This is a genomic window from Pseudomonadota bacterium, assembly GCA_023229365.1.
GTDB lineage: Bacteria > Myxococcota_A > Polyangia > JAAYKL01 > JAAYKL01 > JALNZK01.
The window spans coordinates 11,705-35,081 of record JALNZK010000019.1 but is presented as its reverse complement, the minus strand read 5'-3'; the positions used below and the strand labels follow the sequence as shown (position 1 = coordinate 35,081).

Annotated in this window: 23 protein-coding genes; 15 read left to right on the top strand and 8 right to left on the bottom strand. The window is 68.6% G+C overall.

From position 1 onward, the window contains the following. Window position 1: 1 nt before the first annotated feature. The 7 genes from M0R80_11380 to M0R80_11350 all read right to left on the bottom strand — a co-directional run bounded on the left by M0R80_11380 (window position 2) and on the right by M0R80_11350 (window position 6,778). Window positions 2-277, bottom strand: coding sequence for a transcriptional regulator (locus tag M0R80_11380; GenBank protein MCK9460232.1), 276 nt, complete (start codon window positions 275-277; stop codon window positions 2-4). After that, the gene (locus M0R80_11375; protein MCK9460231.1) at window positions 274-2,007 is read right to left on the bottom strand and encodes a CoB--CoM heterodisulfide reductase iron-sulfur subunit A family protein; all 1,734 of its coding nucleotides are present in this window, start codon (window positions 2,005-2,007) and stop codon (window positions 274-276) included. Before M0R80_11375 ends, M0R80_11380 begins: the two co-directional genes overlap by 4 nt. Beyond that, window positions 2,004-3,287 carry a CoB--CoM heterodisulfide reductase iron-sulfur subunit A family protein gene (locus M0R80_11370; GenBank protein MCK9460230.1) on the bottom strand — a complete coding sequence of 428 codons (1,284 nt, stop codon included), beginning with the start codon at window positions 3,285-3,287 and terminating at the stop codon, window positions 2,004-2,006. Before M0R80_11370 ends, M0R80_11375 begins: the two co-directional genes overlap by 4 nt. Then, window positions 3,284-3,679 carry a hydrogenase iron-sulfur subunit gene (locus M0R80_11365; protein MCK9460229.1) on the bottom strand — a complete coding sequence of 132 codons (396 nt, stop codon included), beginning with the start codon at window positions 3,677-3,679 and terminating at the stop codon, window positions 3,284-3,286. The genes M0R80_11370 and M0R80_11365 overlap by 4 nt, the downstream gene beginning before the upstream one ends. After that, a complete protein-coding gene (locus tag M0R80_11360; GenBank protein ID MCK9460228.1) occupies window positions 3,679-3,927 on the bottom strand; it encodes a sulfurtransferase TusA family protein in 249 nt (82 codons plus the stop codon). Before M0R80_11360 ends, M0R80_11365 begins: the two co-directional genes overlap by 1 nt. Before the next feature lie 381 nt (window positions 3,928-4,308). Then, on the bottom strand, window positions 4,309-6,087 hold the full coding sequence (locus M0R80_11355) for an ATP-binding protein (protein ID MCK9460227.1): 1,779 nt from the start codon (window positions 6,085-6,087) through the stop codon (window positions 4,309-4,311). A gap of 4 nt (window positions 6,088-6,091) precedes the next feature. Beyond that, window positions 6,092-6,778, bottom strand: a complete 687-nt coding sequence (locus tag M0R80_11350) for a response regulator transcription factor (GenBank protein MCK9460226.1) — start codon at window positions 6,776-6,778, stop codon at window positions 6,092-6,094. Window positions 6,779-6,863: 85 nt separating this feature from the next. Here M0R80_11350 and M0R80_11345 point away from each other — a divergent pair, with 85 nt between their 5' ends. From M0R80_11345 to M0R80_11280, 14 genes are all read left to right on the top strand, one after another. Continuing rightward, on the top strand, window positions 6,864-7,955 hold the full coding sequence (locus M0R80_11345; GenBank protein MCK9460225.1) for a hypothetical protein: 1,092 nt from the start codon (window positions 6,864-6,866) through the stop codon (window positions 7,953-7,955). A gap of 168 nt (window positions 7,956-8,123) precedes the next feature. Next, window positions 8,124-8,315, top strand: coding sequence for a hypothetical protein (locus M0R80_11340; GenBank protein MCK9460224.1), 192 nt, complete (start codon window positions 8,124-8,126; stop codon window positions 8,313-8,315). 228 nt (window positions 8,316-8,543) lie between these two features. Then, a complete protein-coding gene (locus M0R80_11335) occupies window positions 8,544-9,308 on the top strand; it encodes a hypothetical protein (protein MCK9460223.1) in 765 nt (254 codons plus the stop codon). 18 nt (window positions 9,309-9,326) lie between these two features. Further along, the gene (locus tag M0R80_11330; protein ID MCK9460222.1) at window positions 9,327-11,090 is read left to right on the top strand and encodes a phosphate ABC transporter substrate-binding/OmpA family protein; all 1,764 of its coding nucleotides are present in this window, start codon (window positions 9,327-9,329) and stop codon (window positions 11,088-11,090) included. Beyond that, a complete protein-coding gene (locus M0R80_11325; protein MCK9460221.1) occupies window positions 11,087-11,926 on the top strand; it encodes an ABC transporter permease in 840 nt (279 codons plus the stop codon). Before M0R80_11330 ends, M0R80_11325 begins: the two co-directional genes overlap by 4 nt. Window positions 11,927-11,945: 19 nt before the next feature. After that, window positions 11,946-12,758 (top strand): ABC transporter ATP-binding protein, encoded by an 813-nt coding sequence (locus M0R80_11320; GenBank protein ID MCK9460220.1) that lies wholly within the window; start codon window positions 11,946-11,948, stop codon window positions 12,756-12,758. 3 nt (window positions 12,759-12,761) lie between these two features. Further along, window positions 12,762-13,652 carry a hypothetical protein gene (locus tag M0R80_11315; GenBank protein MCK9460219.1) on the top strand — a complete coding sequence of 297 codons (891 nt, stop codon included), beginning with the start codon at window positions 12,762-12,764 and terminating at the stop codon, window positions 13,650-13,652. Next, on the top strand, window positions 13,649-15,388 hold the full coding sequence (locus M0R80_11310; GenBank protein ID MCK9460218.1) for an AAA family ATPase: 1,740 nt from the start codon (window positions 13,649-13,651) through the stop codon (window positions 15,386-15,388). The genes M0R80_11315 and M0R80_11310 overlap by 4 nt, the downstream gene beginning before the upstream one ends. A gap of 33 nt (window positions 15,389-15,421) precedes the next feature. After that, window positions 15,422-16,423, top strand: a complete 1,002-nt coding sequence (locus tag M0R80_11305) for a hypothetical protein (protein ID MCK9460217.1) — start codon at window positions 15,422-15,424, stop codon at window positions 16,421-16,423. A gap of 165 nt (window positions 16,424-16,588) precedes the next feature. Next, window positions 16,589-17,950 (top strand): serine/threonine protein kinase, encoded by a 1,362-nt coding sequence (locus M0R80_11300; GenBank protein MCK9460216.1) that lies wholly within the window; start codon window positions 16,589-16,591, stop codon window positions 17,948-17,950. 245 nt (window positions 17,951-18,195) lie between these two features. Then, window positions 18,196-19,038, top strand: coding sequence for a hypothetical protein (locus M0R80_11295; protein MCK9460215.1), 843 nt, complete (start codon window positions 18,196-18,198; stop codon window positions 19,036-19,038). A 123-nt stretch (window positions 19,039-19,161) separates the two neighbouring features. After that, window positions 19,162-20,601: an MFS transporter gene (locus tag M0R80_11290; protein ID MCK9460214.1), complete on the top strand. Its 1,440-nt coding sequence runs from the start codon at window positions 19,162-19,164 to the stop codon at window positions 20,599-20,601. A gap of 58 nt (window positions 20,602-20,659) precedes the next feature. Further along, window positions 20,660-20,989 carry a hypothetical protein gene (locus M0R80_11285; protein MCK9460213.1) on the top strand — a complete coding sequence of 110 codons (330 nt, stop codon included), beginning with the start codon at window positions 20,660-20,662 and terminating at the stop codon, window positions 20,987-20,989. After that, the gene (locus tag M0R80_11280) at window positions 20,986-21,519 is read left to right on the top strand and encodes a hypothetical protein (protein ID MCK9460212.1); all 534 of its coding nucleotides are present in this window, start codon (window positions 20,986-20,988) and stop codon (window positions 21,517-21,519) included. The genes M0R80_11285 and M0R80_11280 overlap by 4 nt, the downstream gene beginning before the upstream one ends. Before the next feature lie 338 nt (window positions 21,520-21,857). On the opposite strand, the gene M0R80_11275 is transcribed toward M0R80_11280, so the two are convergent. Next, window positions 21,858-23,105, bottom strand: coding sequence for a hybrid sensor histidine kinase/response regulator (locus tag M0R80_11275; GenBank protein ID MCK9460211.1), 1,248 nt, complete (start codon window positions 23,103-23,105; stop codon window positions 21,858-21,860). Between the two features lie 77 nt (window positions 23,106-23,182). Between M0R80_11275 and M0R80_11270 the strand changes: the two genes are divergently transcribed. Continuing rightward, window positions 23,183-23,377 (top strand): hypothetical protein (locus tag M0R80_11270; GenBank protein MCK9460210.1); only part of this gene is annotated, 195 nt, incomplete at its 3' end.

Genomic DNA, 23,377 nt, shown 5'->3' with positions numbered 1-23,377 from the left:
CTCACTTGCGCCGGTAGGTGAGGTAGTCGCCGCGCTTGCCGGCGTCCTCCACCTTGCCGTACTTGCGCAGGGCGTTGACGTGGAACATCAGCTCCGCGGCGTCGATCCCGGTCGCCTCCGCGAGCTCGGGCACGGTCCGCTCCTCTGCGAGCGCCTCGAGGATCCGCCGGTGCAGCCGCGTCGTCTCCTTCTGCCGCTCGAGGAGCGCGGCCGGGGTCGGCCCCCGCTTCGCCTTCGCCGCGTCGAGCGCGGCCTTCGTCGTCGCAGACATGCTCATGGCGCGTCCTCCACGATGGCGTCGACCATCGCCTCGAGCTGGGCGAGCGACCAGCCGGCGACGTCGATCGCCCGGCGCGGGCAGGCGGGCACGCAGGCGCCGCAGCCCTTGCAGAGCGCCGGGTTCACCTCCGCGCGGCGGCGGGCGTTCATGAAGATCGCGCCTGTGTAGGCGCACTCGGCGATGCACTTCTCGCACCCGTCGCAGCGCGGCTCGTCGACCACGGCGACGAACGGGTCGAGCAGGATCTCGTCTTGGCCGAGCAGGATCGACGCCTTCGCGGCGGCCCCTTGTCCGGCGGTGATCGCCTCCACGAGGTCCATGGGCGCCTGGCACGCCCCGGCGAGGAAGATCCCGGCGGTCAGGATCTCGACCGGCCGGAGCTTCGGGTGCGCCTCCTGCAGGAAGCGATCCGCGCCGCGGGGGAGCTTGAGCGACTCGACGAGCGCCGGGATGGGGCGGGCGACGACGCCGGTGACCAGCACCACGAGATCGGCGGCGAAGGAGACCTCCTCGTTCCAGGTGAGGACGTCGCGCAGGGTGACGCGGCCCGCCTCGATCGTCGGATCCCCGTCGTCGGCGAGCCTGAAGAACAGCGCCCCGGCACGGGAGACGCGCTCGTAGATCGCCTCGTGGCCGCGGCCGTACGTCCGGATGTCGCGGTAGACGTCGAGGATCCGGACCCCCGGGAAGCGCCGGGCGATCTCGTCGGCCGCGTGCAGCGCCGCCGTGCAGCAGATCCTGGAGCAGTAGTCGTTCACCTTGCCGTCGGGCTGCGCCGGGTGCCGTCCCTCGACCTGGCGGCTCCCCACGCAGTGGATGAACGCGACGCTGCGCACCTCGCGCCCGGCCACCCGCAGCGCCCGCCCGTCGCCGGCCGTCTCCGCGAGGGCGCGGGTGAGCTCCGGGAGCGTCACGACCCCGGGCTCGCCGTATCCGAGCTCCCCTTTTGCGGGCGCGTAGCTGTCGGCGCCGGTGGCGAGGATCAGGGCCCCGGCCGCCACGCGCTCGCCGTTCGAGAGCGCGGCCTCGAACCGGCCCACGTAGCCGCCGACGCTCTGGACCTCGGTCTCGAGCGCGACGCGGATGTGCGGGTCCGTGGCCACGGCGTCGGCGAGCCGCGCGACGAGATCGCTCGCCTCGCGGCGCTCCGGGTAGACCGCGCCGAGCTCCGCGAGCCGGCCGCCGAGCGCCGGACCGCGCTCCACCAGCGTGACGTCGATCCCCGCTCGGCCCAGCGCGAGAGCGGAGGCCAGCCCGGACGGCCCGCCGCCGACGACCAGCGCCCGGTGCGTCGCGGTCACGCGGATGGGATCGAGCGGCTCCTGGAGCGCGACCTTGGCGACGCCCGCCTTTGCGAGCCGGATCGCCTTCCGCGTCGCCTGGGCGGGCTCCCCCTTGTGGACCCAGCTCGCCTGCTCCCGAATGTTCACGTGCTCGAACAGGAAAGGGTTCTTCGACGATCGCTCGAGCACCTTGCGGAAGGTCAGCTCGTGCAGCGCCGGCGAGCAGGCCGCGACGACGGCCCGATCGATGCGGCCGGCTTCGAGGTCCTCCGTGATCAGCTTCTGGCCGGCGTCGGAGCACATGAAGGCGTACTCGCGGGAGACGCTCACCTCGCCGCGGCTCGACAGCGCCTCCGCGACCTTCTTCACGTCGACGACGTCCGAAATGTTGCCTCCGCAGTGGCACACGTACACGCCGACGCGCGGCCGCTTCTTCTCGCTCATGCCCGCCACCCGCTCTCCAGGAGCCACGCCTCGACCTCCGCCGCGGCGGCGCTCGCCTCCACCACCGTGTCCACGATGTCCTTCGGCCCGGTCGCCGCGCCGGCGGCGAAGACCCCGCGCCGCGTCGTCCGCGTCGGGGCCAGCGGGGCGTCGGGCGCGAGCGCGAAGCCGTCCTCGGCCGCCGCGATCCCGCAGATCGGCAGCGCGGACGGGCTGCTCGGCGCGAGGCCGAGCGAGAGGATCACGAGGTCGTGGCGCGCGGTCGCCGGATCGCTCGCGTCCTCCTGGCGCTCGATGCGCAGCTCGAGGTCGTGATCCTCGATCTCCCGGATCCGGCCGACCTTGGCCTTCACGAAGCTTATCCCCATCGCCTTGGCGTTCTGGAAGAACTGCTCGTAGCCTTTGCCGAACGCGCGGATGTCCATGTAGTAGATCGTGATGTCCGCGAGCGGCAGCGAGCCCGAGAGCAGCATCGCCTGCTTGATGGCGTACATGCAGCAGACCCGCGAGCAGTAGGGCACGCCCAGGCTCGCGTCGCGGGAGCCGGCGCACTGGACGAACGCGATGTTGTCGGGCAGCTTGCCGTCCGAAGGGCGCAGCGCCTTGCCGAACGGCCCGTGCGGCGCCAGCAGGCGCTCCGCCTGGAGCGAGGTGATGACGTTGGGGAAGCGGCCCGCGCCGTACTGCGGCTTCGCGTCCTTGGGCGTCAGATCGTAGCCGCTGGCGACGATCACCGCGCCCACCTCGACCTCGAGCCGCTCGGGCTGCTGATCGTAGTCGATGCAGTCCGTCGGGCACGCGCGGGCGCAGGCGCCGCACAGCGTGCAGTGCTCGAGATCCAGCACCGGCAGCTGCGGGATGGCGTTCGTGAACGGGATCGAGATCGCCTTCTTGGCGCCGAGGCCGTGCTCGAAGTCGTCGCGCAGGAAGATCGGGCAGGCCTCCTCGCACCGCTTGCAGCCGATGCAGTCGGCCTCACGGACGTGCCGGGGCTTCCGCACGATCGTCGCCGCGAACCGCCCGTCGACGTCGCGCAGCGCCTCGATCTCCGAGAACGTGAGCGTCGTGATCCCCTCGTGGTGCGCCGCCTGGGCCATGCGCGGCGTCGTGATGCAGCTCGCGCAGTCGAGCGTCGGGAAGACCTTCGACAGGTTGATCATCCGGCCGCCGATGCTGGGCTCCCGCTCGACGATCACGACCTTCCGACCGCGATCCGCGAGATCGAGCGCGGCCTGGAGGCCGGCGATCCCTGCGCCGACGACGAGGGCGTCCGCCCTCACGGCGCGCCCCCGGCCTCGAGCCCGTCCAACGTCTTGCGCATCTCGTCGATCTCCTTGAGGAACGCCGCCTTGCAGACGGTGCAGATCGTCGTCAGCTTGAGGCGGCCGGCCGCGATGCCGCGCTCGCGCATCTGGACGTAGACCCGGTTGATCCGCTCCGCGAGCCTCGGGTACGCGCCCTCGTACGGGCAGTCCGAGCCCGAGCTCATGACGATGATCCCGCCGAGGCCCTTGGCGAAGCCGTCGAGGTAGAAGCTCTCGGGCAGCATGACCGGGTCCGGCACGCGGATGATGTACGCGTCCGGCGAGTACTGGAGCCGCGCCTGGCCGACGGTGTTCGCGCCGGGGTACGAGCTCGAGTTGGTCGTCACGAGCAGGATCTTCTCGTGCATCACTTCTTGCGCCGCAGGAACAGCGCGTCGTGCCCGTCGCGCTCGAGGACGCCCATGTACTCGTGCCCGGTCTTCTTGCACCACGCGGGGATGTCCTCCCGGCTCCCCTTGTCGCCGGACAGGATCTCGAGGACCTCACCCACCGCGACGCCGCCGATCGCCTTCTTCGCCTCGAGCAGCGGGCCGGGGCAGGCCATGGCGCGCGCGTCGACGGTCTTCTGGGCTTTCACGTCTTTCAGGTCGGGCATCGGTTTTCTCCTTGGCGGTCAGGCCGCCGTCTGGGCAGAAGCTCGCCTCCAGGAACGCTATCAGTCCCCTGACGCGGTCGTCGGCGAGCGTGTAGTAGTTGCGGTTGCCCCGCTCCTCGCGGGACAGCACCCCCGCTGCCATGAGCGCCGCGAGGTGCTGCGAGAGGTTGGCCTTCGTGGTTCCCAGGCGATCGGACAGCTCCGAGGCGTACCGCTCCCCGCGCAGCAGGTGACAGACGGCCATCAGCCGCGCGGGGTGGGCGAGGCACTTCAGGAGCGCCGCCACCTGCTCCGCGTCCCGCACGCGCTCTTTCGAAGCCTCGGTCATGCTGGTTAGTTAAGCATATGCTTAACTAATGTCAACCCCGACCGGGGCCGGCTTCACCCCGGGAGCCGGATCGTGAAGCCGCTCCCCTTGCCGACTTCGCTATCGACGTTGACAAAGCCGTCGTGCACCTGGGCGATGTGCTTGACGATGGCGAGCCCGAGCCCGGTGCCGCCGTGGGTGCGGCTGCGCGCCTTGTCGACCCGGTAGAACCGCTCGAAGATGCGCGGGATGTGCTCCGCCGGGATGCCGCAGCCTTGATCCCGGATCTCGATCGCGATCTCCCGGGACGCCTCGTCCCGGCGCGCGGCCACCCGCGTCGTCGTCTCGGGCCCGCTGAACTTCAGGGCGTTGTCCAGGAGGTTGACCGCGGCCTGCTCCAGGAGGGCCGGGTTGACCCGGGCCTCGAGCGCGCCGTCGCAGTCGAGGTCGACGCGGATCTTCCGCTCCCTCGCGAGCGGCGCGCACAGGGCGATCGCGGCCTCGAGGATCGGCCTGAGCCGCGCGGGCTCACGGACGATCTCGCCGAGCTCCGCCTCGCGCTCCAGCCGGCTCAGCGAGAGGAGGTCCTCGATGATCGCGTTCAGCCTGTCCGCGTGGCGGGCGACGATGTCGAGGAACTTCCGCGCGTTCTCCGGGTCCGCGAGCGCGCCGTCCTTGAGCGTCTCCACGAACCCCTTGATGCTCGTGATCGGCGTGCGCAGCTCGTGGGACACGTTCGCCACGAACTCGCGCCGCATCGTCTCGAGCTTCTTCAGGCGGGTCACGTCGTGCAGCACGACGAGCGCGCCGGCCGGGCGGCCGCGATCGTCCGGCAGGTGGGTCCCGTGGGCCTGGAGGATCCGCTCGCCGGTGACGCGCGGCGCGATCTCCGCCTCGACGACGTCCGCGCCGGCCCGGGTCTTGTTCAGAAGGTTGGTGAGATCCGGATCGCGCAGGACGCGGTAGAGCGCCTTGCCGCGGACCCCCTCCGGGTTGACGCCGAACAGGAGCCCCGCCGCGCGGTTCATGCGCACGAGCCTGTCGTCCGCGTCGACGACGATCACCGCCTCCGCCATCCCCGCGAGCACCGCCTCGAGCTCGTTGCGCTGCTCCGTGATCGTGCGCACCCGCTCCTCGAGCTGGCCGGCCATCCGGTTCATCGCCTCGGCGAGCGCGCCGTATTCCTCTATCCCGGAGACGAACAGGCGGTGGGAGAGCTCGCCGGCGCCGAACCTGTCGATCCCCGTCCGCAAGCGGCGCAGCGGCCGGTTCAGCAAGAGGGCGACGAGCCAGGCGAGGATCGCGGCGAAGGCGAGCACGATGACACCGCCGGCCGCCATGCTCGCGAGCTCGGACTCGTACAGCTCGTGCACCTGCGCCATCGGCACCGCGGCGCGGGCCACGGCGCGCACGCCGTCGTCCGCCCGGATCGGCACGGCGACGTAGAACGTGTCGCGCTTCGTCGTCACGCTCGGGCGGACCGCCGTCCCGACCCTGCCGGCGCGCGCGGTCCCGATCTCGGGCCGGTCGGCGTGGCTCTCGAGCCGGGCGGGGTCCTCCTCGCTGTCGGCGATCACCGTCCCGTCCGGGAGGACCACCGTGAGCCGGATCCCGGTGCGCCGGCCGTACCCCTGGCAGAGACGCTGCAGCTCTCCTTCCCGCGAAGGCGCGAGCAGCTGCTCGGCGGCCGCCGAGAACAGCCACGCCTCCGCCTCGAGCGACACCTCGGTCTGCTCGAGGCTCCAGCGCTCGATCATGCCGGAGACGTTCCAGGCAGCGGCGATCAGCGTCGCGAGCACCACCGCGAGGAACGCCGGGTACAGGAACCAGATCAGCGAGCGTCGCTTCTTCATGCGCTCAGTCCTTCAGCCTGTAGCCGATGCCGCGGACGGTCTCGACCAGCTTGCCCGCCGTTCCCAGCTTCCGGCGCAGGCCGACGATCTGCACGTCCACGGCCCTGTCGGTGACGTCCCGATCCTCGCCGCACACGGCGTCGACGATCTGGCCGCGCGTGAACACCCAACCGCGTCGATGCGCGAGCAGCGCGAGCAGGTCGAACTCGCGGGTCGTGAGCCCGGCGGGACGCCCGCGTACGAGCACCTCCCGCCGCTCCTTCGAGATGGAGATCTCGCCGACGACGAGGATCTCGGGCTGCGGCCCCGACGCGGCCTCGATCCGGCGCAGCACCGCGCGCACGCGGGCCACGAGCACCTTGGGGGAGAACGGCTTGGCGACGTAGTCGTCCGCGCCGAGCGAGAGCCCGGCGACGACGTCCGCGTCCTCGCCCTTGGCGGTCACCATGATGATCGGGAGGCGTCCGGTCCGCGGATCGGCCTTGAGCCTGCGGCAGACCTCGAGCCCGTCGATGCCGGGCAGCATGAGGTCGAGCAGGACGACGTCGAACGGCTCCGCTGTCGCGAGCCGGAGCGCCGCCTCGCCGGTGCCCGCGTCGCGGACCTGGAACCCCTCCTTGGCGAGGTTGTACCGGATGAGCTCGACGAGGTCCGCCTCGTCCTCGACCACCAGGATCTTCTCCATCGGCATCGTGGCAGGATAGCGGAAGTGATGAGGGACGGTCCTTAAAAGTTTACTAATTGACCGGGAGCCGACGCACTGTCACTCTGACGCGATGCCGAGGTATGCGCGTCCCCACGTCGTCGGCGGTTTGTTCCACGTCATCTCGCGATTCCGCGACGGCGAGTACTACATGAATCTGGAAGGCGCCCGCGCCGCGTACCTGCGCTTTCTCGGCGTTGCCGCGAAAAAGTCCTCGGCAAGGGTCATCGCGTACTGCTTGATGTCCTCGCACGTTCACTTGGTACTGCAGCTCGGTGCGGATCCGCTCGGGCGTTTCACCAAATCGGTGCACTCCGGATTCGCGCAGTGGGTAAATGCGAGGCGCAATGGCCTCGGCGCAGTGTTCGCCGATCGCCCGAAGAGCGTGCTGGTGCACGCCGAGACGCACGGTCTCGCCCTCTTGCGATATGTTCACAATAACCCCGTGCGGGCCGGGCTCGTGGAGCGCGCCGCCGACAGCGATTGGTCGAGCCACCGCGCGTATCTCGGGTTGGAGGAAGCCCCGCCGTGGCTCGCGGTGGGCGCGTTGCTCGGTGAGGACGGGGCGGAGCGCGTCCTCGCGCGCCGGGAGCTCGCCGCGTTTGTCGACGAAGATCGTCACGAGCCTCGCCGCGCCGAGTTTTCAGGCGAGGTGACGCGCGAGCTGTCCCGCAGGATCCGCCGCGTGATGGGGGCGGGGGTCGAGCTGTGTTACCCGGTGCTCGGGCCGGACGACTTCGTCCGCGACGCGCTCCTCGAGCAGGTGAGCCGGCACCGAACGCGCCGTTCGGTATCGGCGGAGCTGAGCGCCGCGCAGGTCGTGGGTAGGGTTTTCGAATCGATGGGCATGGAGACATCGCTCGCGGTGGCGAAAACGAGAACGGTGGAGGTCGCACGCGCACGCGCGCTGGCCGCGTGGGTGTGGGTCATGCGCCTCGGGCGTCCGCAAGCGGACGTCTGCGCCGCCATAGGAGCGGGCAGCAGCGCGACGAGCCAGATGTTGTCGAGGCTCCGCGATCGCGGGCTCTCGCGCGAGGAGCAGGAGATCGTCCGCGCGGTGCTCGACGGGTTGTGTATCGTTGAGGAAGCGACGTCGCCGGGTGACGAATTGAACCGAGAGGCGATTCCGAGAGTCGTCGTCGTGAGGCGGGAGCGAGACCGATGAGAGCGCACGTCGATATTGCGATAACCGAAGGATTAGTAAACTATTAAGGACCGTCCCTCTTCGAGGGACCGTCCCTCTTCGAGAGAACCCGTTGCGGCCGGGGCCGCCACCCGATACAATTCGTCCATTGCTAGATGAATCGGCGCCGCGCGCCGTCAGGAGGGGGAAATGCCGCGCATCTTCTTGCTCGTCGCCTGCGGCGACGACGACGGCGGCTCTCCGGACTCGGGGACCGGCACCGACACCGACTCGGATTCGGATACCGACACCGATGAGGAACCGGGGGAACCGGGGAACCGGGGACGGTCCTTAAGGAACCGGGGACGAAGGAACCGGGGACGGTCCTTAAAAGTTTACTAATCATTCGCTGAGCGAAGTGCTGCCGCCGCCGGTTTCGCCGACCGCATCGACACCGACCACACCCGAGACCTCCAGCGCGACCTGACGCGGTGCGCCGAGGCGTCCCCTCACGGCGCGCGAGGGCTCGCCCTGTTTGACTGGCCCCGACCGACGCGATAGATTCCGTGTTCTTCGAGACGTACGAGCGGCGGGCCGCGCAGGCGCCGGCCCCGCGAACCGGAGGTCGACATGGGGAAGCTGTGGAACGCCTTTTCCGCCCAGATCAACAAGATCGCCAACTTCCTCTGGTCGCGCGATCCCATCGCCCAGATGCAGCTCGAGTACGACAGGTCGGTGGTGCAACTCAAGGAGGGCCGCGAGGGGCTCGAGCAGTACCGCGCGCTCGTCGAGCGGGTCACGCGCCAGGTGGCGATCGGCGAGAAGAAGGTCGAGACGCTGACCGCGAAGGTCAAGGCGTACCTCAAGACCGGCGACCGGAAGATCGCGGGGCAGGTCGCGGTGCAGCTCTCCGAGACGCAGAGGGAGCTCGAGGAGAACAGGGCGCAGCTCGCGCTGCACGAGAAGTCGTACAGCAACAACGTCGAAAAGATTAAGCACGCCTCGAAGAGCCTCGCGAACGTGCGCGAGAAGATCAAGACGTACGAGGCGGATCTCAAGATGTCGCAGGCCGAGGCCGAGATCGCGAAGCTGAGCGAGTCGTTCAACTTCAACGTGACGACCGACTTCGGCGAGGTCGAGCAGCTCGTGCAGGAGAAGATCGACCTGAACCGCGCCAAGGTGCGGGTCGCCTCGGACATGTCCGAGCAGGGGATCGAGGAGATCGAGGCCGAGAAGCGCGTCGAGGCGGCGATGGCGGAGGATCTCCTGTCCAAGTTCGAGGTCGAGATGGGCATGAAGACGCCCGAGACCGCGAAGATCGACGTGACGACGAAGGGCCTCGGACCCGAGCAGGACGCCGAGAAGGCGCTCGCCGAGTTCGAGAAGAAGTCCTAACCGAGGAGGAGGAGCTCTATGGATACGACGAAGACGACGGGTGGCGGGCCGAAGCCGGCGTTCTGGATTCTCTTGGTCCTGTGCGTGCTGGGGCTCATCGGGTTCGCGGGTTACAAAGGGGGCTGGTTTGAGTTCCTCGCGCCCGAGGGGAAGAAGGACGACATCGCCAAGATCGACGCGGACGAGCTCGCGAAGCTCCAGGCCGGGGCGGCCAAGGCGGACGCCGAGGCGCCGGACGGCAACGCGCCGACCACGGTCAAGGAGTACAACTTCGTGCCGTCGGCGAAGCTGCCGCCGGTCGAGGGCACCGCGTCGTACAAGCCGCTCCAGAAGGGCGTCGTGCGGTTCGCGATCAACGTGTGGGCCGGCTGGGCGCCCATCGTGTTCGCCAACGACGGGTTCCAGCCTGGGAAGGAGTGGACCGCCGCGGACGGCAAGAAGTTCAAGGTCGAGCTCGTGCTCATCGACGACCCGGTCGCGATGCGCGACTCGTACGCCGCCGGCAACGTGCACATCGGCTGGGCCACGCTCGACATGGTGCCGCTCTTCCTCGAGGAGCTGCGCAAGGACTCCCGCGTCATGCCGCGCGTCTTCCAGCAGATCGACTGGTCGAACGGCGGCGACGGCATCGTCGGCCGCGGCGTCGAGAACATCGGCGACCTGCGGGGCAAGACGGTCGTGCTCGCGCAGAACTCGCCGTCGCACTACTTCCTCCTCAACGCGCTCATCAACGCGGGCGTGCAGCCGGCGGAGGTGAACTTCAAGTTCACGGCGGACGCGTTCCAGGCGGCCGCGGCGTTCAACGCGGACAAGAACATCTCGGCGGTCGTGTCCTGGGCGCCGGACATCTACAACCTCGCCGACGTGAAGGGCAACAAGCTGCTCGTCACGACGCAGACCGCGAACAAGCTGATCGCGGACGTGTGGTTCGCCCGCGCCGACTTCGCCAAGGACAACATGCCGATCCTCGAGGGGATCGTGCGCGGGATCTTCGACGCCATGGTCGCCCTCAAGGACGACGCCAACAAGCAGAAGGTCGCTTCGCTGCTGGGCAAGGGCTACTCGATCCAGCCGTCCGAGGCGCTCGCCATGCTCGGCGACGCGCACTGGACGAACTACGCCGAGAACCGGGAGTTCTTCATGAACCAGAATAACCCGGCGAACTTCGAGCGCACGTGGGAGACGGCGTACTACCTCTACAAGAAGATCGGCCAGGTCGCGCAGAAGACCGCGTTCGACCAGGTGATGGACTTCAGCCTCATCCAGAAGCTCGGCAAGGACGAGAAGTACGCGAGCCAGAAGGACGAGTACACCGTCACCTTCACGCCGCGCGCCGTCTCCGCGATCAAGGCCGAGTCCGGCGAGATCCTGACCAAGACCGTGGTGATCCACTTCTTCCCGAACTCGTCCGAGATCGACAAGGTGATCGAGGTCCAGGAGGGCGAGAAGACGGTGAAGAAGCCGTACGACCCGAACGTGGGCTTCGTGCTCGAGGAGATCGGCAAGCTGGCGGCCCAGTACGGCGCGTCGCGGATCATCATCGAGGGGCACACGGACGCCTCGATGAAGGGGCAGGTGCCCGACTCGGCGGTCAAGGATCTGTCGACGCAGCGCGCGAACGCCGTCAAGGAGGCGCTCGTCAACAAGTACAAGACGCTGCAGCCGAACCAGTTCACCGCGGCGGGGATGGGCTGGGACGTGCCGGCCGACGACAACGACGCCGGCAACCACGCCAAGAACCGGCGCGTCGAGGTGAAGGTCTACCCGCTCGAGGCGCAGTGACACAGGGGAAGAACCCGCTCGCCGGCTTCTTCTCGGGCTTCTTCAAGATCCGGGACGAGCCGACGATCTTCGGCCGCGTCTTCATGGCGGCGCTCTGCCTCGCGGGCATCGCGGCGCTGTGGTGGTACGTCACGCGCGGCGAGACCGCGGCGGACAGGATCGTCTCGCCGTACGCGCTCGGGAGCCCGGCGGAGGTGTTCGGATCGTTCCCGAGCCTCTGGTTCGATCGGGCGCTCACGCGCAACCTCGCGGTGAGCCTGTGGCGCGTGCTCCAGGGGTTCGGCCTGGCGGTGCTCGTCGGGGTGCCGATCGGGATCCTGTGCGGCGCGTTCAAGCGGGTCGACGCGTTCTTCGCGCCGATCTCCATCTTCGGCCGCAACGTGCCGGTCGTCGCGCTCGTCCCGCTCGCGCTCCTGTGGTTCGGGACGGGCGAGGCGCCGAAGATCGGGTTCCTGTTCATCGCGTGCGTCGCGTTCGTCCTGTTCGACGCCTCCCGCGCCGTGGGCGACGTGGCCTCCGACTACCTCGACACCGCGTACACGCTCGGCGCGTCGCGCTGGCAGACGCTCTTGAAGGTCGTGATCCCGCTCGCCATGCCGGACATCTTCAACTCGATCCGGCTCCTGTTCGGGCTCGCGTTCGGCTACATCATCGTCGCCGAGGCGCTCGACATGGACAGCGGCATCGGCGTGCTCATCATGCAGTCCCAGCGCCGCGGCCCGCGGGAGCACGTGTACCTCATCCTCCTGTTCATCACGGTGGTCGCGTTCGTGCTCGATCGCGTGCTCTACTTCGTGCAGCGCCGGCTGTTCCCGTACAGGTACGGGCGGGGTTGACCCAGGGCGAGGAGTGACGATGGATTCAAGGCCGCCGGTCGTCGAGATGCGGGACGTCACCAAGACGTTCAACCAGGGCAGGGCCGACGCCTTCACGGCGATCCGCGGCGTCACGTTCCGGGTCGACGACCTCCCGGGCAAGGGCGAGCTGATCACGATGGTCGGGCCGTCGGGGTGCGGCAAGTCGACGGTGCTGCGCATCATCGCGGGCCTCGAGCCGCACTTCCCGCCGACGAGCGGCGAGGTGCTCGTGCGCGGCGAGCCCGTGCAGGGCCCGGGGCCGGATCGGGGCATGGTGTTCCAGTCGTACACGTCGTTCGACAACCGCACGGTGCTCGACAACGTCGCCTTCGGGCTCGAGTGTCGCGGGGCGGGGCGCAAGGAGCGGTTCGAGGAGGCGCGGCACTGGATCAACCGGGTCGGGCTGAAGGTCGCTGAAGACGAGCGGAAGTACCCGAACGAGCTGTCCGGCGGCATGCGGCAGCGCGTCGCCATCGCGCGGACGCTGATCCTGAAGCCGCGCATCGTCCTCATGGACGAGCCGTTCGGCGCCCTCGATCCCACGACCCGGCTCCACATGCAGGATCTGCTCGTGGACCTGTGGAAGGAGGTCGAGTCGACCGTCTTCTTCGTCACGCACAGCCTGACCGAGGCGGTGTACCTCGGCGATCGCTGCTTCGTGTTCTCCAACTCGCCGGGACGCCTCCTCGAGGAGCTGCCGGTGCCGTTCCCGGCGCGGCCGGCGGCCGAGATGCAGCAGGACCCGGAGTTCCAGAAGGTCGCGAACGAGCTGCGGACGCGCATCGAGCAGCTCGGCGAGGGCAGGGAGTAGGCGATGGCGGGTCGGCAGGGCTTCCTCGGCTACGTGAAGCGGGCGTTCCTCCTGAAGTGGAACCTGCTCGTCCTCGGCGCCGCGGTCGCCGCCGGGATCATCTCCGGGCGCCCGGACATCGCGCTGCCGATCGTCGCGGCGGGCGAGCTGCTCTTCCTCGGGACGCTCTCGGCGAACCGCCGGTTCCAGGACGCGATCGACGCCGAGGAGCACAAGGCGCGGAGCGCGGGCGACGCGGTGGCGGCGGAGTCGCGGCGGCGCGCGATGCTCGACGCGCTCCCGACGCACGACCGCGCGGCCTACGAGCGGCTGCGGCGGCAGTGCGTGGAGCTGCGGACGATCGCGAGCCGGGTGACCGGCGAGGCCGACCCCGGCGCCGCGCCGATCGCCGCCGGCCTGCAGGGCAGCGGCGTGAACCGCCTCCTGTGGATCTACCTGAAGCTCCTCTACTCCAAGAGCGCCGTGGAGCGCTTCTTCCGGACGATCGACGTCGCGGCGATCGAGGGCGACATCGAGCGCGCGGAGGGGCGCCTCGCCGAGCTCGGCCCGGCCGAGCAGGACACGCCCACGAGCGGGCGCCGGCGTGCGTCGCTGCAGGACCAGATCGACACGTCGCGCCTCAGGCTCGAGAACCACGGGAAGGCGCGCGAGAACTACGAGTTCATCAAGGACGAGCTCGTGCGGCTCTCCACGAAGATCGCGGGGCTCAGCGAGCTCTCGATCAACAGGCAGGATCCGAACTTCATCACGAGCGAGGTCGACAGCGTGGCGGCGTCGGTGCAGACGAGCGAGCAGGCGATGAGCGAGCTCGACTTCCTGACCGGCTTCGGCCGGGAGGACGAGCCGACGCCCGACCTCCTCGACGATCCGCTCGAGACGACGGAGGACGAGTGAGCGAGAACGGCGCGGCGGGCGGCCTCCCCGCGTGGGCGAGGCGGCTCGAGGAGATCCACGAGGGCGGCGGGCAGATGTTCCTCGTCCACGGGAACGTGAACGACCTCGTGCGGGTGGAGCGGCGGGACGAGGTCACGTACGCGACGCTGCCGGAGTTCCTCGCGGCGCAGCTGTTCGGGCAGTGGGACTCGGTGCTGTACTACGATCAGGTGCGAGGGCCGCGGGCGCTCGCGAGCTCGAAGGCGCGCCTCGACACCATCAACAAGCACGTCGAGCGGTTCGTGGGGGCGGTCGAGCAGCTCCGGGAGCTGCGCGAGCCGAGCAAGGTGTTCGCGCTCCTCGACAAGTACCTCGAGCTCGCGCTCCTGCGCGAGGGGCAGCGGCCGTCGATCGCGCTCCTGTTCGACTACGCCCACTTCCTGGTGCCGTCCGCGTCGGTCTCCACCACCGCCCGCGATCTCGCCGCGGCGCTCGCGACGCTGCTCAACTGGGCGCGCAGCCCCTACTTCAAGCGGGCGCCGTTCGCGTTCTGCCTGATCTCCGAGCGCCTGTCCGACCTCCACGAGTCGCTGACGCGCAACGCCCACGTCTCGCGGGTCGAGATCCCGTTCCCGGACTCGGGCGAGCGGCTGCGCTTCATCGAGTGGAGCACGGCTGGGCGCGACTTCGGGGCGCTGTGCGACCTCGGAGCGGCCGAGCTCGCCCCGCTCACGGCCGGCATGACGCTCGTGCACCTGCAGGGGCTCCTGCAGCGCGCGATCCGCGGCAAGCAGCGGATCTCGCTCGGCGATCTCAAGGCGTACAAGAAGCAGATGATCGAGGCGGAGTGCCAGGGGCTCGTCGAGTTCGTCGAGCCGCGGCACACCCTCGATCTCGTCGTCGGGCAGGACGCCGCCGTGAAGCGGCTGCGCGAGGACGCCCAGCTCGTCGCCCGCGGGCGGCTCGACGCGGTGCCGATGGGGTACCTGTTCAGCGGGCCCGTCGGCACGGGCAAGACGTTCCTCGCCGAGTGCTACGCCGGCTCGATCGGCATCCCGTGCGTGAAGCTGCTCAACTTCCGCTCGAAGTACGTCGGCGAGACCGAGGGCAACCTCGAGAAGATCCTCAAGGTGCTCCGCGTGATGGGGCCGGTCGCGGTGATCATCGACGAGGCGGACGCCATGCTCGGGGATCGCGAGGCGGGGGGCGACAGCGGCACCTCGAGCCGGGTGTTCGGGCAGTTCGCGGCGCAGATGGGGAACACGGACTACCGCGGCAAGATCCTCTGGTTCCTGCTCACCTGCCGGCCGGACCTTCTGCCCATCGATCTCAAGCGCCAGGGGCGCTGCGAGGTGCACATCCCGCTGTTCTACCCGGAGAGCGAGGACGCGTTTCGCGCGATGTTCGTCGCCATGGGGAAGAAGAACGGCATCGACATCGCCGCGGAGGAGGTGCCGCCGATGCCCGCCGGGATCACCCTCTCCGGCGCCGACATCGAGGCCGTCGCGACGCGGGCCAAGCGGCTCGCGCTCCTCGAGGACAAGGCCGAGGTGAGCGGCGCGCACCTGGCCAAGGCGCTCGCGGAGTTCATGCCGTCCGCCGAGACGGACGAGAAGCGACTCCAGACGATCGCCTCGGTGATCGAGGCGACCGAGGTCGACTTCCTGCCGCCGTCCTGGCGCGCGCAGGCGACCACCCCCGAGGGCCGCCGCGCCCTAATGGACAGGTACCGCGCCGCCCGCGCCGCTCTGACGTGATATAGTCGTCCCAACATCAACGAGGAGGACACCATGCGAGAGGTCGTGCTCGGACTATGTATCGGGGCGTTTGTCGTCGTCACGGCATCGTGCGGGGACGACGGCGGCTCGGCGGGCGGGGATACGGACACGGACGGCGACACCGATGCCGACACGGACACGGACGCCGATACGGATTCGGATACCGACACGGACACGGACTCGGACGCCGATCCCGGCGCCGCGCTCGAGGGGTTCTGGGGCCTGCTCGCGGTCACCGCGATCCTCACGGACACGGGGATCGAGCTCATCGGCGAGCAGTGGTCCTCGTCGCGCGGCTGGGCGCTCGTCGAGATCGCTTCGGACGGCGCGGGCAACCTCACGCTCACCGAGACCCCGTGCCTCGCGAAGGTCAAGACCGGCGGCGGGCCGCTCAGCCCGATCGTCGAGATCCCCCAGAACACCGTCGATCACATGCACCGGTCGGTGCGGCACGCGACGGTCGCGTCGAGCGCGGCCGGGACGCCGTTCGCCACCGACACGGGGTTCACGGTCAACGGCGCCAACCTGTGCGATGCAGAGAACGATCCGCTGCCCGTCGGCCCGGTGGACGCCGCCGATGCGACGCCGTGCCCCGAGGAGTGCGGCGCCGGCCAGTGCGACCAGGACGAGGACGGCCACCCCGGCATCACCTCGCACACGCAGGCGGGGGGCATCATCAACTGCGACGTCTACGTCGCCGTGCGCTCGTGGTCGCGCCTCGACGGGGAGATCGCGGACGCGGCGACGATCGCCGGGACGATCGCCGAGCACGGCTCCGATCAGGAGATCCTCGCCGCCACGCAGGTCTTGTGCGCCAACGCGGACGCGACGATCGCCGACGACGGCTGCCCGGCCCACACCTACTTCAAGATGGTGAAGCTCGACGGCGGGACGACCTGCGCGGGCGTGCTCGCGCTCACCGACTGCGACGAGGACGCCGCGACCTGCGACGCGAACGGCGCGCTCGCCCTCGACCCGAACAACGACACGCAGGACGGCCCCGAGTGCGAGTGAGGGCGTAGGGCGCGCGACTCCGTCGGTTCCTTTCTCCCAATCAAAATGAACGAAGCGGTGCCCCATGATGACAGATTGCGCCTTCGCGCCAGTTGGGCGATTGCGTAACGCTCGGCAATCATACGCATTATCCGATGGCACAATAGGTGCTTCCGATGACCGGAGATGAGCGACCGCATCGGCAGAGTTATAGACAGCAAGTACCGCATCGTCCGAATCATCGGCGCCGGCGGCATGGGTACTGTCTACGAGGCCGAGCACATCGTCATCTCGCGCCACGTCGCGCTCAAGATCCTGTCCGTGGAATTCGTCATGGATCCCGATGTCGTGGAGCGCTTCTTCCGCGAGGCAAAGGCCGCGAGCGAGATCGGACACCCGAACATCGTCGATATTTTTGACGTGGGTCGCGAGGACGAGAAGACGGTCTACATCGTGATGGAGCTGCTCAAGGGGATGAGCCTCGCTGACCACATCGGCTGCGAGACGCGGCTCGCCCCCACCCCAGCCGCGGCGATCGCGGTCCAGGTCCTGTCGGCGCTGCGGGCGGCGCACGAGAAGGGGATCGTGCACCGCGATCTCAAGGCGGGGAACGTGTTCCTCGCCGTGGACTCGCGCGGCCGCCACGAGGTCAAGCTGCTCGACTTCGGCATCGCGAAGATCGGAAAGATCGATACGTCCGGGCCCGGGCTGACGCACAACGGAGAGATCATGGGCACGCCGTGTTACCTCTCGCCGGAGCAGGCCAGGGGCGCGAACGACGTGGACGCGCGTACCGACATCTGGGGTGTCGGCGTGATGCTCTACGAGATGTTGACGGGCACGCTTCCGTACGACGACGATGACAACGCGACGCTGTTCGGCAAGATCCTGCTCGACGAGCCGAGACCGATGCTCGAGATCGTGCCGGATCTGCCTCTCGAGCTCGTCGCGATCGTCGACAAGGCGATGCGCAGGGAGCGCGACGAGCGCTACCAGACCGCCGAGGCGATGCTCCAGGCGTTGACCCCGTTCATCGCGCTCGCCGCGCAGGATCTGCTGAGCAGCGCGGTGTTGAAGACGTTGCAGGGGATCCCGGCGCCGCCCGCGCCCAACGAACAAGAACCCCTCGGATCGACTCCGGGCCCGGACCCGGACCGCTGGAAGAAGCGCAAGAGTGAGCTGATGTCGGGGACGTCCGCGATCGACGAGCTGCCCCGGACGCGGCGGAAGCGCCTGGTCGTGCCGCTGGCCCTCGCGGCCGGCCTCGGCGTGCTGACAGCTGGGAGCGCGTTCGTGTCCTCCTCCGGCGAATCGAACCGAGCGCCGGCGATCGAGGCGCGAGCGCCGCGAGGGGAGATCTCGCCCGCCGCGGAGCCCCCGCCGCTGGCGATGCCGGAGGAGAACGTCGCGGTCGAAGAGGATCGGGAGGTGGAAGTGGTGTCCGAGCCGCTCGTGGAGCGCGCGCCGCCAAAGCTCCAGGAGAAGAAGCGCGCCGGGAAACACGACCGAAGGAGGTCGGGCGGGTGGGAACCGAACCCGTTCGACTGAAAAGGCGCCCTCCCGCGCGACCGCCCCCGCCGAATCGGAGAGCACGTTGCATCACATTGACCGGATCGACCGCGGCGCGCGGCAGGAGCCGCGATGCAACCATCCGAATACAGGCGCCTCGCATCGATGGCCCGACACTTGCACGAGTCGGCTGCGTTTCAAGCGGACGTCAACACTGCGGAGGGCGGGTTCTGCCGTTGGCCCACGTGACTTCGCACACAATGAAATCGAGAGGACCGAGACAGATGAAGACGAACATGAACAGACGGGTCGTGCTGGTGGGCGTGGGCGCCCTGGTGATCACGCTGGGGTTCGCGGGCGAGGCCAGCGCGAACTGGCTGGAGCACTGCAACGGGATCGTCCTCGAGTTGGACGCCGCGGCGTCTTGCGAGGTGCTCACGACCGAGGAGTGCAACGTCGAGTGCGCGCCGGCGACGATGGAGAAGATCTGCGCGTCGCGCCTGACGACCTCGTGCGACGGAGGTTGCACTTTCGAGGCCGAGATCGAGTGCCAGTCGGGCTGCTCGACGACGTGCGTGACGGACTGCACGGCGCAAGAGGAGACGGAGACGCCGCCCAACTGCATGGGGCTGTGCATGTCCGACTGCCAGCAGGACTGCAACACGACCTGCGTGGGAGGCCCGTGCCGGTCGCAGTGCGCGCAGATCTGTTCGGCGGACTGCCGTGAGCAGTGCGACGACGAGACCGAGGTCGTGTGCGAGCCTATGTGCGATACCGCGTGCTCGGGATCGTGCGAGGGCATCGCGAACGTCGAGTGCCAGGTGTCCTGCCAGACGGACGTTTTCACCGAGTGCGAGACGGAGATCACCCAGGAGTGCAAGGACGACTGCGAGACGACGGGGATCGCGATCTTCTGCGACAGCCAGTTCATGGCGAGCGCCAGTGATCTCGAAGCCTGCGCGTCTGACATCGAGGGCGAGTTCGGGTTCAGCCTGGATATCAGCATCGAGGCCGAGGCCGAAGTCGAGGTCGAAGCCGATGGCAACGCCTGGGGCTGCTCGATGGCGCCCGCGACCGACAGCCACGGGTCGCGCGCCGGTCTCCTGTCCCTCTTCCTGAACATCTAGCCAACCGCGTATCGAATCCGGCGAAGCCGGCCCGGCCGGCGCGATCAAGGCGTCCTAAATTCGCTTTTTCGGGATCCCGCCCTCTGCTATCCTCCCGCCGCAACACGGAGGCACACGAGAACCATGAACGAAAAAGTCCAGAAGCTGATGAACGACTCGAAGGCGATGCGCTGGACCGCGCTCGTCCTCGTGTCGCTGACGATGCTCGCAGCGTACTACTTCGTCGACGCGATCGCGCCGCTCGAGCTGCTCCTCGAGACGAAGCTCGCGTGGACGCCGAGCAACTACGGCTTCTTCTCCGGCTCGGAGTACATGCTCAACGTGTGTGGCTTCCTGATCCTGTCCGGGATCATCCTCGACAAGATGGGGATCCGGTTCACGGGGCTCCTCGCCGCCTGCGTCATGCTCGCCGGCGGCGGCATCAAGCTGTACGCGCTCACCGAGTACTACAGGAACGGCGGCTTCGGCTACGCCTTCTTCGACTCCTTCTGGCCCGAGATGCCGGCGACCGCCAAGCTCGCGGCGCTCGGCTACGCGATGTTCGGCGTGGGCGTGGAGATGCAGGGCATCACGACGTCCCGCGCGGTGGTGAAGTGGTTCAAGGGCAAGGAGATGGCGCTCGCCATGGGCATGCAGCTCGCCACGGCGCGCATGGGCGCCTCGATCGCCTTCTTCTTCTCGGCGGCGATAGCCGGCTACCGGGAGCAGCCGATCGTCGACGGCACGCCCATCAACCCCGTGATGCTGGGCGTGGCGCTCCTGTCGGTGGGGCTCCTCACGTTCCTCACGTACACGTTCATGGATCGCAAGCTCGACAAGCAGACCGGCCGCTACTCGGACGCGGATCCGTCCGAGGCGTTCCACCTCTCGGACCTCGTCAAGATCATCAGGAACCCGGGGTTCCTCATCATCTCGCTCCTGTGCGTGCTGTTCTACTCGGGCGTGTTCCCGTTCCTCAAGTACGCGGTGCCGATGATGCAGAACCGGCTCGGCGTCTCCCCGGAGATGGGCGGCATGATCTCGGGCCTCCTGCCGGTCGGCACGATCCTGCTCACGCCGATCTTCGGGTACCTGCTCGACACCAAGGGCAAGGGCGCCACGTTCATGATCCTCGGCTCCGCCCTCCTCATGGGCGCGCACCTGACGTTCGCGCTCGCGCCGCTCAACACGGCGCTCGCGATCGTGGCGATCATGGTGCTCGGCGTCGCGTTCTCGCTCATCCCGGCGTCGATGTGGCCGTCGGTGCCCAAGATTGTGGAGGAGCGGTACCTCGGCTCCGCGTTCGCGCTCGTGTTCTGGATCCAGAACATCGGCCTCATGGCCGTCCCGTACTCCATCGGCGTGATCCTCGAGAAGGTGAACCCGGGCGTCGCCGAGCGGGTCGCAGCGGGCGACACGACGGCCGTGTACAACTACAGAATCCCGATGCTGTGCTTCGCGGGCTTGGGCGCCCTCGCCATCCTGCTCGCCTTCGCCCTGAAGGCGGTCGACAAGAAGTACAAGTACGGCCTCGAGCTGCCGAACAAGAAGAAGGCGGCCCCGGAGCCCGAACCGGCCGCGTAGCCTCTCCGCGTCGCTGCACGGATTGCCGATCAGCGCCGCAGCGTCTAGAATCTACGACATGAACGCGAACAGCGACGAAGCGCTCTGGGACGCGCTCGCGGATTGCGGGGTCCCGCTCTCCAAGACGGGTGACGCCGTGATCCGGCCTTCCGCCGAGCGGTTACCGTACCTTCTCGAAGCAGCGGCGCGCGCTCTCGGCGAGGGCGATGGACGAAAGCGGGAGTGCCTCGCGGCGTTCGTGCTGGCGCTCGCCACGAGCTACCCGAGCCGTTACGAGGAGTGGTTCGAGGGCTCGCCTGCCGTCGGGCTCCTGAAAGCTGAACAGCCGACCGGCAGGATGCTCAAGCTCAAGCGGATCGCCGAGCGGCGTCTCTCGGAGATCCTGTGACCGGAATCGACAGAGAGCTGGTGCAAAGGTTCGTCGTGCTCGCGGCGGATTCACTGCAAGGGGACTGGGTCGTCATGGGCGGAGCGGTGCTCCCGCTCCTGGGCGTCGAGAGCCGTGTCACATGGGACATCGACGTGGCGGGCCCGCCCGAAGCGAAGATGGATCAGGCTCTCGTCCTCATGGAGATCGCTGAGCGCCTCGGGCTGCCGGTGGAGGCGATCAACCAGGCGGGCGCCTACTTTCTCCAGCGGGTCGAGGGCTGGCGAGAGAGCCTGGTGAAGGTTCACACCGGGAAGAGCGCCACCATCCTCCGGCCGGATGCGACGCTGTTCGTGATCCTCAAGATCGACAGGCTGACGGAGTCGGACCTCGCGGACTGCACCGAGATGCTCGACGCCGCTCGGAGGCTTGGGGAGCCGATTCGAAAAGACCGGGTTGTGGACGCGATCGGGATCGCGCTCCGACACGCGGAGCTCACCGACGGACGGCGCGGCCGGCTCGAAGCGCTGCTCAGAGCCCTTCCGCATTAATAAAGAGGTGACCCGCGGGCCGCCCCTTCTGGGTGGCGTTTCTGTCATGAAAACCCGCGGCACCGCCGACATCGACCCCGCCGACGAGAACTCGCGGCTGCACATGCACACACCGGAGACCTGAGCGCGGTTTCCCGAACGAGTAGGACGAGGAAGGGTGGGACGGCGGTGACAATTAGGACAAGTAAGACTCCGGCAATCCCACCCGTCCCCCACGTCTCAGTAGTCCCAACTCTGCCTTCGTCCCACTTGCTCCCTGCAGAATTCGCGTTAGGGAGAGCGAGGTCATGAGAAGAGTGAAGACTCTTGATCGCCCCTGTGACGCTCTGTGGCCGCGCCTACTCCTCGTACGGCGGGACGGACGGCTGGGAGTCCTCGGCCATCCGCTCGGGCACCCAGAGGCCGACCATCGTGTGCGCCCAGGCGAACCGCTCGGCCTCGCAGAGGGGAGGGGACTCGGCCCAGATCTCGCCGCCGAACCGCTCGACGATGCGTCGCGCCAGCGCGAGCCCGATGCCCGCGCCGCCGTGCTCGCGGGTGGGCGAGCCGTCGATCTGGTAGAAGGTCTTGAAGATCGACTGGAGCTCGCCCTCGGGGATGCCCATCCCCGAGTCGTACACGAGGAACGAGAACCGTCCGCGCTCGCTGCGCGCGCAGACGTGCGCCCGCCCGTCGTCGCCGCCGCAGAACTTGACAGCGTTCTCGAGCAGCTGAATCATCGCGCGCTTCAGCTTGTCCGGATCGCCGTAGCCGACGCACGCAGCGTCCGGGAGCTCGACCTCGAGCGCGATGCGGCGCTCCTCGAACCGGTCCCGGGTGGACGCGATCGCCTCGGCGGCGGCGGCGAAGAAGTCGTAGGGCCGCGGGAAGAACGACATCTTGCCGGTGCAGAGCGCCGTCATGTCGAGCAGGTTCTCGACGAGGGCGCGGACGCGGTTGACGCCGCGGTCGATCGACTCGATCGCCCGGAGCTGCACGGGCGGGAGCTGCCCGAGCTCGCCCCGGCGCAGCATGCTCAGGTACCCGACCGCGGGGGTGAGCGGCGTCGACAGCTCGTGCGACACGTTCCTGTAGAACTCGGCGCGCACCTTCTCCGACTCGAGCAGCCTCCTGTTCGCGAGCTCGAGCTCCTCGATCTTGGCCTGGAGCCGGGACGCGAGCTTGTGGCTCTGCGCGACGAGGAGGTTCTTCTCGTCCGGCAGCATCGGGGCGTCCGCCCGCGCCCGGTGGGAGCCGTCGAGGAACGCGCGCACCTGATCGGGGAGGGCTGCGATGTCGATAGGCTTGGTGATCAGCCCGTCGCACCCGACCGCGGCGCTCATCCTCCGGTCGCCCTTCCCGGTGATGGCGACGATCGGCACGTCGCGCCCGGCGAGCTCGCCGCGGAGCTTGAGCGTCACCTCGTAGCCGTCCATGTCCGGCAGCCCGATGTCGAGGAGGATGACGTCCGGCTGCGAGACGAGCGCCTTCTTGATGCCGCTGATGCCGTCGCCGGCCTCGATGACCGTGAACCCCGCCGCGCCGAGCACCTTGCGCACCAGCGCGCGGTTCGCGGTGTCGTCCTCGATGTGCAGGACCTTGACCATGGCCGATCCGTAGCACGGGAGCGGGTGGGGCGCGACGAGGAAGAGTATGATAACCTTTTCGGGAGGAGGAAATCGAGATGAGCGGATTCCGGCTGGGGGTGGCGTGCGCACTGGGTCTCGCGCTCGCGGCGTGCGGCAGCGGCGGTGACCAGGCCGGCTCGGCGAACGACGGGGGGTTCGACGGGGGGACCGACACGGACACGGATTCGGACACGGATTCGGACGCGGATTCGGACGCGGATTCGGACACGGATTCGGACACGGATTCGGAC